The sequence below is a fragment of the Clostridium sp. NSJ-49 genome, assembly GCF_014287725.1.
GTDB classification, from domain to species: domain Bacteria; phylum Bacillota; class Clostridia; order Clostridiales; family Clostridiaceae; genus Clostridium; species Clostridium disporicum_B.
The window spans coordinates 19,859-32,783 of sequence record NZ_JACOOP010000017.1 but is presented as its reverse complement, the minus strand read 5'-3'; the positions used below and the strand labels follow the sequence as shown (position 1 = coordinate 32,783).

10 protein-coding genes are annotated in these 12,925 nt (G+C 29.1%); 1 reads left to right on the top strand and 9 read right to left on the bottom strand.

From position 1 onward, the window contains the following. Positions 1-2 precede the first annotated feature (2 nt). Complete coding sequence (locus H8S10_RS07915) at positions 3-686, bottom strand: response regulator transcription factor (protein ID WP_055263701.1); 684 nt, start codon at positions 684-686, stop codon at positions 3-5. A gap of 124 nt (positions 687-810) precedes the next feature. Continuing rightward, a complete protein-coding gene (locus H8S10_RS07910; RefSeq protein ID WP_186838506.1) occupies positions 811-1,338 on the bottom strand; it encodes a GNAT family protein in 528 nt (175 codons plus the stop codon). Between the two features lie 222 nt (positions 1,339-1,560). Between H8S10_RS07910 and H8S10_RS07905 the strand changes: the two genes are divergently transcribed. Further along, complete coding sequence (locus H8S10_RS07905) at positions 1,561-1,728, top strand: hypothetical protein (RefSeq protein WP_186838505.1); 168 nt, start codon at positions 1,561-1,563, stop codon at positions 1,726-1,728. Positions 1,729-1,814: 86 nt separating this feature from the next. Here H8S10_RS07905 and H8S10_RS07900 read toward each other — a convergent pair whose 3' ends face one another. The 7 genes from H8S10_RS07900 to H8S10_RS07870 form a co-directional block, all read right to left on the bottom strand. Next, on the bottom strand, positions 1,815-3,287 hold the full coding sequence (locus H8S10_RS07900; protein WP_186838504.1) for a glutamate synthase subunit beta: 1,473 nt from the start codon (positions 3,285-3,287) through the stop codon (positions 1,815-1,817). A gap of 1 nt (position 3,288) precedes the next feature. Then, complete coding sequence (gene gltB, locus H8S10_RS07895) at positions 3,289-7,821, bottom strand: glutamate synthase large subunit (RefSeq protein WP_243175850.1); 4,533 nt, start codon at positions 7,819-7,821, stop codon at positions 3,289-3,291. Positions 7,822-7,853: 32 nt separating this feature from the next. After that, a complete protein-coding gene (locus H8S10_RS07890; RefSeq protein ID WP_186838502.1) occupies positions 7,854-8,405 on the bottom strand; it encodes an ANTAR domain-containing protein in 552 nt (183 codons plus the stop codon). 122 nt (positions 8,406-8,527) lie between these two features. Beyond that, positions 8,528-9,859, bottom strand: coding sequence for a type I glutamate--ammonia ligase (gene glnA, locus H8S10_RS07885; protein ID WP_055263711.1), 1,332 nt, complete (start codon positions 9,857-9,859; stop codon positions 8,528-8,530). A gap of 294 nt (positions 9,860-10,153) precedes the next feature. Next, on the bottom strand, positions 10,154-10,459 hold the full coding sequence (gene trxA / locus H8S10_RS07880; protein ID WP_055263713.1) for a thioredoxin: 306 nt from the start codon (positions 10,457-10,459) through the stop codon (positions 10,154-10,156). A gap of 257 nt (positions 10,460-10,716) precedes the next feature. After that, positions 10,717-11,493 (bottom strand): M15 family metallopeptidase, encoded by a 777-nt coding sequence (locus H8S10_RS07875; RefSeq protein ID WP_055263715.1) that lies wholly within the window; start codon positions 11,491-11,493, stop codon positions 10,717-10,719. A gap of 120 nt (positions 11,494-11,613) precedes the next feature. Continuing rightward, positions 11,614-12,912, bottom strand: a complete 1,299-nt coding sequence (locus H8S10_RS07870) for a VTT domain-containing protein (RefSeq protein ID WP_055263717.1) — start codon at positions 12,910-12,912, stop codon at positions 11,614-11,616. Between the last annotated feature and the right edge of the window lie 13 nt (positions 12,913-12,925).

Sequence of the window (12,925 nt, the reverse complement as noted above, 5' to 3'; positions counted from 1 at the left end):
AGTTAGTCCTCAATGCTTTCGTCCATTAAATACCCCATACCTCTCTTTGTAACAATATATTTATCATATCCGTATTTACTTAAATTTTTTCTAAGTCTACTCATATAAACTTCTATTATTTCAGTTGATGCATCACTATTGTATCCACAAATATTATCAAATATCTGTTCCTTAAATAATAGTACACCCTTGTTCATTATTAAATATTCTAATAAACTATACAGCTTCTCATTTAAATCAATTTCATTGCCTTTAATATAAACCCTCTTAGTCTTCATATTAACTTCCATGTCTTTAAACTGAAGCATATTTGAACTTTTTATTTTTCCTACACTCTTTAATATTGCAATTATTCTTGCTTTAAGCTCTTCCATATAAAATGGCTTTGTTAGATAATCATTTGCCCCTAAATTGAATGCTTTAAGCTTATCTCCAAGCTCTTCCTTTGCAGTAAGAACTATAACTGCTGTGTCTATACCTTTTTTAGACATATACTTTAATACTCCCATTCCATCAATTTCAGGAAGCATTAAATCTAAAATAATTATGTCAAAATCATATAACTCTAAATAATCAATAGCATCTCTTCCGTTATATACATTTTTAATATCCATTTCATCTTTAAAATACTCTAATATATTCTCACTAATCTTCTCATTATCTTCAACTAACAATACCTTTATCATCACTATTCCTCCATAATAAGCTACATTATCTCTTATTATTTTTATAATCCTAATTATAGCTTACATTTCTGTACATTACCTTAACTAATATGTACAGAAATTTTTCGTAAAATTTATATAGATTTTAACTGAATATTTTTCTATATTCATCCTCAAGTATGGACATTATGTATATACCTCTATACTGATTATCTATAAATATTCCATCTCTTTTTAATCCTTCAACCTTAAATCCTACTTTTTCATACATTTTCTTTGCTCTTAGATTATAGTCAAAAACTTCTAACTCTACTCTATGTAATTTCAACTTTTCAAATGCAATTCTTAATATTTCTACTGTTGCTTTATATCCAATTCCTTTTCCAAATGATTCTTTATTAAATATAGCTATTCTAAAATGACAGCTCTTATTATCATCATCTATTTCCATTAACACAGCTTCACCTAAAATATTATTATTTAAATCACAAATAACATAATCCTCCCTTGAATCATTTTTTACTACTCTGTCTATATAATTACATATTTGTTCCTCAGTTGGATTATTTGTTGTCCCAGTATAATACATCACTTCTTCATCTTGATTTTTAAATCCACTATTCCAATATTCCTTTTTATCTTCTAATGATAATTTTCTTAAGTTTATATCCATATTAACCCCCATCTTCTTTATAACTAAATATCTGTGCACATTATTTTCATCTTTATTTACTCAACTATATTGAATATCAATACTACATCTATCCCTATATACATTTAATTACGTAGTTAATCTTAATTATACATTTATTGTATCATTATCCCAATAAATGTATAATCAATATATAGTTTAACATATATTTTTTATATTACTAAAAATATTTTGAGGTATTACATGAATAAAAAAACTATTAATACTATTTTCAAAGCAGTTGGTTTATCTATGGGAGTAGCAACTTTAGCTTTATCAATTATAACAACTATTGATATAAACACATCTATAACTCTATTATCAATTGGTCTTACATCATTAGGAATAGCTCAACTTAGTTCAGAAAATTAAACTAGTTCCTAGTGCAAACATATTAACATGAAAAATTTATTTCTATTACGCATATAAAGGATGTCCAAATTGGACATCCTTTAATCCTATTTAACAAGATATTTATGAACATTATAAGCTACATCTATTCCTTCTCTTATAGCCCATACCACTAAAGATTGACCTCTTCTAGCATCTCCACAAACAAATATATTATTTTTATTTGTTTTATAGCTTTTATCATCAGCTTTTATATTTCCTCTATTATTTAATTCTATTTCTAATACTTGAGTTAAATAATCTTCAGAGCCTAAAAATCCCATAGCAATCAAAACTAAATCTACATCTATTAATTTTTCACTATTTTCTACTAGTATAGGTACAACTCTATTATCTTCAGTTTTTTCCCATTTTACGTTTGTTATTACAGCTTTTTTAACATTGCCGTTTTCATCACCAATTAACTCTTTTACTGAAGTTAAATATTTTCTTGGATCTTTCCCAAACTTAGCTACATACTCTTCTTGACCATAATCTTCTTTAAAAATATTTGCCCATTGTGGCCAAGGATTATTATCACTCCTTGATTTTGGTGGCTTATCTGTTATTTCTAGTTGCATTATAGATTTAGCTCCTTGTCTTAAAGCTGTCGCAACACAATCTGTTCCTGTATCTCCTCCACCAATAATTAATACATTTTTATTCTTTGCATCTATATAATTATTATTATCTATTTTCGGTGATAATAAAGTTCTTGTATTTTCTTTTAGATAATCTACAGCAAACTCTATACCTCTTAACTCTCTGCCTTTAACATTTAAATCTCTAGGTTTTGGTGCTCCTGTTGCTAAGATAACTGAGTCATAATTATTGAGTATCATAGAAGTTACCTTGCTCTCTTTTCCAACATCTACCCCAGTTAAAAAGGTTACTCCTTCTTCTTTCATTAACATAACCCTACGATTTACAACGGATTTATCTAGCTTCATATTAGGTATACCATACATAAGTAGTCCCCCAACTCTATCTTCCCTTTCATAAACAGTAACTGTATGTCCTAACTTATTTAAAATATAAGCTGCTGAAAGTCCTGCTGGACCTGAACCTACTATAGCAATAGTTTTTCCCGTTCTACATATGGGGGGTTTTGCCTGCATTGTTCCATTGCTAAAAGCTTTATCTATTATAAATCTTTCATTTTCCTTTATGCTAACTGATACACCATTAAGTCCAACTGTACATCCATGTTCACAAGGCGCTGGACATACTCTTCCAGTAAACTCTGGAAATGGATTTGTCATTAATAATCTTTGTAATGCCAACTTATAATTACCTTTATATAATAAGTGATTAAATTCAGGGATTAAGTTGTTTAGAGGACAACCAGATACTCTATTATTTATTAAAATACCACTTTGACAATATGGAATTCCACAATCCATACATCTAGCCCCTTGTTCTCTTTGCTTATCTTCACTTAAGCTCTTATGAAATTCATCATAATTATTAATTCTATCTAGTGGAGCTATATTTTCTCCTGTTTCTCTTTCATATACTAAAAATCCATCAGGCCTTCCCATATTAAACTCCACTCCTTTCATAAAAAGCTTCTAAAGCTGCATCAGCTTTACTTAATCCACTCTTAACTTTTTCATTTATTAATTTTATAATCTTCGCATAATCCTTTGGCATTACTTTCTTAAAGTATCCTGATTCAAAGTCAAAATTATCCAAGATATTTTTAGCAATCTTAGAGTTTGTCTCTTTATAATGTTCTCTTATAAGATCTCTAACTTCCATTACTTCATCATAATTTAGACCTTCTATAGATACCATATCTTTATTTACTCTATTTTCTAAAATAAGTTTACTATCATAAACATAAGCAACTCCACCGCTCATACCTGCAGCAAAGTTAATTCCCATTTCACCTAAAATAACTACTGTCCCACCGGTCATATACTCTAAACCATGGTCTCCAACACCTTCAACTACTGCTATTGCTCCTGAATTTCTAACTGCAAATCTCTCTCCTGCTACACCATTAATGAAAGCTTTACCACTAGTTGCTCCATAAAGTGCTACATTTCCAATTATTACATTATCTTCACCTTCTAATGTACATTCCTTAGGCTTAGACACTATAAGCTTTCCACCAGATAATCCTTTTCCAAAGTAGTCATTGGCATCACCTATAACTTCTAAAGTAATTCCTCTAGGTACAAACGCACCAAAGCTTTGCCCTGCAGAACCATTACATTTAATTCTTACAGTTTCATCTTGCATAGCATCTTTTCCGTATCTTCTAGTTAGTTCTGAACCTAGTATTGTCCCTAAAGTTCTGTGGATATTTCTAATATCTATATTTAAAACTAAATTTTCTTTTTTCTCCATAGCTTCACTTACCATAGGTAGTAATAAAGTTGTATCTATAACTTTATCTAGGTTATAACTCTTTCTATTCTTATCTCTCACTACTGATTTACCTTTAAATCTTTCATCAACATATAAAACTGAAGATAAATCAACCTTGCTACCTTTAAACCCTTTTAAATCATCTCTTTGCCTAAGCTTATCTACTCTACCAATCATATCTTCAACATTTCTGAAACCTAGTTTGGCCATATATTCTCTTAATTCTTGAGCTATGAAATACATAAAATTAACTACGTACTCTGGTTTTCCTTTAAACCTTTTTCTAAGCTCTTCATTTTGAGTAGCTATTCCTACTGGACAAGTATCTAAGTTACAAACTCTCATCATTACACAACCTAATGTTACTAACGGTGCTGTTGCAAATCCAAACTCCTCTGCCCCAAGAAGAGCTGCTATAGCAACATCCCTACCAGTCATGAGCTTTCCATCCACTTCAATAGTAACTCTATCTCTTAACCCATTTAATAATAACGTTTGATTTGCTTCTGCTACTCCTAACTCCCACGGTATCCCAGCATGTTGTATTGATGTTCTTGGTGCTGCCCCTGTACCACCATCATATCCTGAAATTAAAATTACATCAGCTCCACCTTTAGCTACCCCTGAAGCTATAGTTCCTACTCCTGATTCTGCTACAAGTTTTACTGATATTCTAGCTTTTCTATTAGCATTTTTTAAATCATATATAAGTTGAGCCAAATCTTCTATTGAGTAAATATCGTGATGTGGTGGCGGTGAGATTAATTCAACTGCTGGTGTAGACCCCCTAGTTTTAGCTATCCATGGATATACTTTCTTTGAAGGAAGATGTCCTCCCTCACCTGGCTTTGCACCTTGAGCCATTTTAATTTGAATCTCATCAGCATTTACTAAATATTCTGTGGTTACCCCAAACCTACCAGAAGCTATTTGCTTAATTGCTGATCTTCTAGAATCTCCATTTTTGTCTAATATATATCGAGAACTATCTTCTCCACCTTCGCCTGTATTTGATTTGCCCCCAATTCTATTCATTGCTATTGCTAAAGCTTCATGAGCCTCTTTTGATATAGACCCATATGACATTGCCCCTGTTTTAAATCTTTTTACTATAGACTCTATAGATTCAACTTCATCAATAGGTATAGGATTTTCTTCAAAGTTAAAATCTAATAAACTTCTTAAAGTTATTTCATTATTCTCTTTATTTAATAAAGCTGAATACTCTTTAAATAAATTATAATCATTCTTTTTAGTAGATTCTTGTAACTTATGAATAGTTAACGGATTATATAAATGCTCTTCTTTTCCGCTTCTTTCTTTATACATCCCATTACTTTCTAATGAAAAATCAAAATTATTATAGTACTTATCGAAAGCTTTCTTATGCTTCATTAAAGTTTCTTTATCGATTTCTTCTAACCCTATTCCACCTATTCTACTTACTGTCTTTGTAAAATACTTGTTTATAACATCTTCTTTTATACCTAAAGCTTCAAATATCTGTGCTCCTTGGTAAGATTGAATAGTTGATATCCCCATTTTAGAGCATATCTTGATTATTCCTTTAACTAATGCTTTGTTTATATTTTTAACAGCCTTTTTATACTCTATATTTGTTAAGCCTATCTCTTTACATTCTTGTACTGATTCATAAAGTAAATACGGATTTATTGCTGAAGCACCAAATCCTAAAAGAGTAGCGAAATGATGTACCTCTCTTGGCTCCCCACTTTCAACAATTATATCTACAGCAGTTCGTATTCCTTTATTTATAAAAAATCTATGCAATCCTGAAACTGCTAATAAAGATGGTATTGGAATCTGAGTTTCATTTACCTTCTTATCACTCAAAATAAACAAATTGTATCCTTCTTTATATGAACTATAAGCATTTTCAAACAGATTATCTAAAGCTTTTTCTAAATCTTTATCAGAACTTGTCTTTTCATATACTATCTCTAATACCTTAGCCTTAAAATTATCATCATACATTGCCTTTATCTTTGCTAAATCTTCATCAGATAATATAGGATCATTTAACTTAATTAAATTACAATTATCCTTTTTATCTTCTAATATATTTCCACCTGTACCTAAATAAACATTAGTAGATGTCACAACTTCTTCTCTTATAGCATCAATAGGTGGATTTGTTACTTGAGCAAATAATTGCTTGAAGTAATTAAATAAAGGTTGCTCTCTCTTCGAAAGAACTGCCAGTGGAGTATCTATCCCCATTGAACCTAAAGGTTCTTCTCCACTTTCCATCATTGGTAAAATTGTACCTGTTAAATCCTCATAGCTATAACCAAAAGCTTTAAAGAGTTTCCCTCTTCTTTCTCTTTCAATCTCTTCAACTCTACTTTCATATAAAGAATCTAATGTAACTAATCCTTCACTTAACCATTCATCATATGGATGTTGCATATAATATCTTTCTTTTAACTCTTTATCTTCAATAAGTTTTCCCTTCTTAGTATCTACCAGTAACATCTTACCCGGAGTTAATCTACCTTTATATCTTATATCTTCATTTTTTATATCTAATGCCCCAACTTCTGAAGAAAGAATTAAGGTATCATTTTTAGTAATATAATATCTTGTTGGTCTTAAACCATTTCTATCTAAAACAGCCCCCATTTTATCTCCATCAGAAAAAACAATAGCAGCAGGTCCATCCCAAGGTTCCATTAAAGTTCCATTATATTCATAAAAAGCTTTTTTCTTTTCTGTAACTCTAGTATTCTTAACCCAAGGCTCTGGAATTAACATCATCACAGCTCTTGCCATATCCCTACCATTCATAGTTAAAAACTCTAAAGTATTATCTAAAATAGCTGAGTCAGAACTTTCTTTATTTATAATTGGTAATACTTTTTTAATTTCATCTCCTAAAACTCTTGAGGTTATAGTCTCTTCTCTTGAATATAATTTATTTACATTACCTCTTAGTGTGTTAATTTCACCATTATGAATTATATACCTATTAGGATGAGCTCTCTCCCAGTTTGGAACTGTATTTGTACTATATCTAGAGTGAACCATGGCTATAGCTGATTCAATTTTTTGATTTGTTAAATCCTTATAAAAGTTTTTAAGTTGTCCAGCTAACAACATCCCTTTATACACAATAGTTTTTGAAGATAGAGAAACTACATATGTCTTCTCATCCTTAACTCTTTTTTCAAAACTTCTTCTTAAAACATATAATCTTCTTTCAAAATCCATTCCTGAAAATATATTTTTAGGCTTCTCAATTATAACTTGCTTAAAATATGGCATAGTTTTTAAAGCCTCTACCCCTAAGCCATTTGTATCATATGGTACTTCTCTCCAAGCTAAAATCTTTAAACCTTCTTCAGTAGCAACATTTTCAAACAATCTTATAGTTTCATTTCTTTCAACTTCATCATTTGAAAAAAAGAACATACCAACAGCATATTCTCCCTCTTTAGGTAAGATGAATCCTAAATTTTGAGCTTCTTCTTTAAAAAATCTATGTGGTATCTGCAACAGTATTCCAGCACCATCACCAGAGTTTTCATCAGATCCACCTCTATGCTCTAAATTTATTAATATATTAAGAGCATCCTCTATGGTCTTATGAGTTTTTTCACCATTTATATTGGCTATAGCTCCTATTCCACACGCATCATGCTCAAATACCCCTTTGTATAAACCACAATCCTTATGCATACACCCCTCCATTTAGCTTGGACAAAATCCAATTATATCTCATCTAATATTTCATCAGCTATTTCTCTTATAGTTTTCCTTCTATCCATAGCTTGTTTTTGAATATATCTAAAAGCCTCTTCCTCACTAATAGCTTCTATTTTCATTAATTTACCTTTTGCTTTATCAATAAATTTTCTATCTTCAATCTTCTGCTCTAAAGAATGAATTTTCTTCTTATAAATTCCAAATCTTCTTTGACTTTGTATCACCATATCTATGGAATTTAGAAGTACTGCATTATTTATAGGACTTGTTATGCAAAAAATATCTACTTCTTCCTGTATATAAGCCTTATGTTGTTCATTAACTATTGCTAAAAAACTAGTTAATTCTCCAATATTATCATACACATCCATGATAGTCATATCACTTAGCTTATACCCAATTAAAACAATACTTATATCATTGCTTCTAACTATTCTAGTAAGTTCATTTCCTGACTTTGTAGTAGCAACTATGTAATATCCTGCGTTAGATAATACCATTCTTAATTTGTCTGCAACATTAAGATTATTTATAGCTATTACAATTCTTTCTTGCATATTTTCCCTCCAATCAAACAGATGCTTAAAATCGTATTAAGCAAAAATTCTTTCAGCTTAAGTATATGTTATATATTTAGCTGATAGAATTTCTACTTTAATACTATTCATTTAACAATATCTTAATATTGCTCTAAATAATTATCAATTTCCCATGGAGTTACCTTAGTTCTGTACTCATCCCATTCTATTTTTTTAGCTTTAATATAATTATAGAAAGTATGGTCACCTAAAGTTTTTCTTATTAATTCACTTTCTTCCATATACTTAATAGATTCTTCTAAGCTTCCTGGTAAACTTTCTATACCTTCTTTCTTTCTTTCTTCAACACTCATTCCGAATATATTCTTTTCAATTGACGCTGGTGGTGTTAAATTATTTTTAATTCCATCTAATCCCGCTGCTAAAAGACAAGCTAGAGCTAAATATGGGTTTGCACTTGGATCTGGGCATCTTAATTCTATTCTTGTACCTGCTCCTCTAGTTGCTGGAACTCTTATAAGTGGACTTCTATTTTTTGCTGACCATGCAATATAAACTGGTGCTTCGTAATCAGGTACTAATCTCTTATAAGAATTAACTAATGGATTTGTTATAGCAGTTAATTCTTTTACATGCTTCATAAGTCCTGCTATAAAGCTATATGCATCTTTGCTTAAAGCTAATTTATCACTTTCATCATAAAATGCATTCTTACCATCTTTCATAAGAGACATATTTACGTGCATTCCTGATCCATTTATTCCGAAGAAAGGCTTAGGCATAAATGTTGCATATACTCCATGTCTTTGAGCTACTGATTTAACTACTAACTTAAATGTCATAATACTATCTGCTGTAGTTAATGCATCAGCATATTTAAAATCTATTTCATTTTGACCATATGCTACTTCATGATGAGAAGCTTCTATTTCAAATCCCATATCTTCTAACATCATGCACATATCTCTTCTTGCATTTTCAGCACCTTCTAATGGGCTTAAATCAAAATATCCTGATTTATCTTGAGTTTCTAACTTTGGTCTTCCTTTCTCATCAGTTTCTAATAAGAAAAATTCACATTCTGGCCCTACATTAAAGCTATATCCCATATCCTCTGCTTCTTTTAATACTTTCTTTAATATATTTCTTGGATCTCCTTCAAAAGCATGTCCTTCAGGAGTATAAACATCACAAATTAATCTAGCAACTCTTCCATGTTGTGGTCTCCATGGTAATATAGAAAATGTATCTAAATCTGGTCTTAAATACATATCTGATTCTTCAATTCTTACAAATCCTGAAATAGATGAACCATCAAACATTATATTATTGTCCAAGGCCTTCTCTAATTGTCTATCAGTAATAGCTACATTTTTTAAGAATCCAAATATATCTGTGAATTGCAATCTTATAAACTTAATGTCATTCTCCTCTACTAATCTTAAAATATCTTCCCTTGTATACTTTGACATAATATATTCCCCCTTTATAATAAAAAAAAAGACGACAATAGAATAGGGATTATCCCTCTATTGAACGCCTTTGTTCACTCAAAATATTAATTTAATATATTCATATTATACAACCATTTTATTGAAAATGGAACAAATATTTATAAATTTTATAAATATTTTTTCAATTCTTTATGAAAACATTTAAATAATGTTAATATTGTAATTGATTTAATAAATTAATTATATTACTAAATATAAAAATAAATCACACAGAAATTTACTTAAATAAAATCTCTATGTAATTTTATTAATTTATTTTCCTCTTGCTATAAACTCTTCTATTTTTTTCTTAGGATTGAAACCTATCATCCTATGGATAAATTGTCCATCCTTCAATAAAACTAAAGTTGGTATTGATTGTATTTGATAATATGATGCTATATTTCTTGAATTATCAATATTAACCTTAACAACTTTAATATCCTTATTTTCTTTATTTATTTGTTCTAAAACTGGTGAAAGCATCTTACATGGGCCACACCATTCTGCATAAAAATCTACTAAAACTAATCCATCTTTAACTTCATTTACAAATTCTGATTCATTAATGACTTTCATCTTCTTACTCTCCTATAATTCATTTAAGTTGATAAATTAATTATCACTTAATAAATTATATTCCTCACACCAGCAATTGTTATCATTTTACCTTACCTTGTGTAACTTTATCACATATAATATTCATCACTTATCTATAAATTAAACTTTGGCATATCTAATCTTTATGTAATAAAAAAAACTCTAAAGAAAATATCTTTCTTTAGAAGTTTTTATACATTCTTACTGTAATCCTAGTATTATAAATATATATAATACTAACTATTTAAATATTCTTCTAAGGTTATGCCTTTACTCATTATCTCTTCTGCAACATCAACTCCAACATACCTCAAATGCCATGGTTCATAATCATATCCTGTTATATCTTCTTTTCCTTTAGGATATCTAAGTATAAATCCATAATTACTCATATTCTCCTTAAGCCACTGAAAAGCTCTTGTATTCTCAAACCCCTCATCTAAACTTAAATATTCATCTGATAATAAATCCATTACTAATCCAGTTTGATGCTCACTTGTTCCTGGTACAGCAACATAGTTATTTGTATACTCCTGACCTTCTATTGCAACGCTTCTATCATAAACTTCTTGTTGATACTCATATGATCTATATCCTGAAATTGCAATTAAGTTTATTCCTTCTTTCATTGCATCATTAAACATATTTTCTAAAGCTTTTGCAGCATCTACTCTCATTTCTCTGCACATATCATCAGCTACTCTAAATTTAACATTTGGAATTACTAAATCCGGAGGTATATAGTTTTGGTTTATACCACTTACCTTATTAATCAACATTAAGTATTCATTAGACGCTGATCTACTATTTTTAATAGTTGCTTCTTCATTCTCTATATATTTATTTTCTTCAATAATTACACTTGCCACTTCCTTTTGTTTGCAATAATAATTAATTTTATATATTCCAAAAGTAGTTATAATAATAACTCCTGCTACTATATACTTTCTGCGTTTTCTTTTTCTATTTCTTGTAACTCTATTATTAACTTCCTCTCTCATACTTATAGGCATATCACTTTATCTCTCCTCCATCCATTTTCCATGATTCCTAAAATATAAATTATCATATTAATTTTATAATATAAACATTACAAATAGATGTCAAAGCTAAAAAATTCCTTATACCTTTTACTAATCCTCTAACTTACTTGCAACTTCAGGTATAATACTCCATAATTCTAAAATTGTAATACATAAGATAATCCAAAGAGTAGCAAATAAATAAGCTACAATTACACCACTAGCATATTGAATTTTTAAATATATATCACTTATTCCTACAAAAGCACAAATAGATATAAGTATAATCATCGATATAGTTTTTATAATTTTACTATAACTTTGCCTTAATATATAATATGTAATAATCCCAAATAAAATAGAAACTATAAAAACATCTTTACTTGGAAAGCTATTATAAATACTTCCTATATCTATAGCTGAATTACTCTTCTTAAATATATAGTTAGAAATGTCAACAAATATCTCTCCACCTAGAATTGTAAAAATTATAAATAATATATTTTTTACTTTCTGACTTTGCTTTACTGTTATCCACCCAACCATTAAAATACTTACCAAGATTACAATATATACAGATGATAAATTTTTAAATCCACTTATAACCTCTATAAAACTCTTTGAAAAAACACCTCTAAAAATTCTATAGGTTATACTATCAAATAAGCTCATTTCATTTGATAAATGCTCATCTATTAATTTAAAAGTAACTATTATTAAAGCTATATACACTATCCCTGCAATAACTATGCCTAATTCAACTTTCTTAATTGAATTATAAACCGAAATTATATTTTTCATATATAAGTAAATATATTTCTTTATCTCTTTTTCATATCTCTTATAACCATATATAGCTACTATGATAATCCCTAATAATATTGCTCCTATAATTAAGTACTTTGTAGCATACTTATGTAAATAATTCCAATCTTCACCTAATGCTTTACCAATAGTAATAAATGTTATAGCCCAAATAAATGCACCTATATAGGCATGAATGGCAAATTTACTAAAAGATATATTGGTTATTCCTGATACATATCCAGTAATATGTCTTACTCCAGGTATAAAGTAAGCTATAGTCAATAATTTATTTCCAAATCTATCAAACCATCCTGATATTTTATCTAACTTTTCTGGAGTGAGATGAACATATTTACCATACTTATGAAAAAACGGAACTCCTAATAATTTACCAATAAAATATGATAATGTTATACCACATATAGCTCCTAGTGCTGCTGTTATAATACTTAACGTGTAATTCAAACTTCCATTATAAATAAGAAATCCACAGTATCCCATTAAGATTTCTCCTGGTAGTGGTAATGCTATCAATTCTAAAAATAATGATAAAAAAATAATAATATATCCATAATTATTTATTAATTCTGCTAATCTTTCCATTAATAATCTCCTA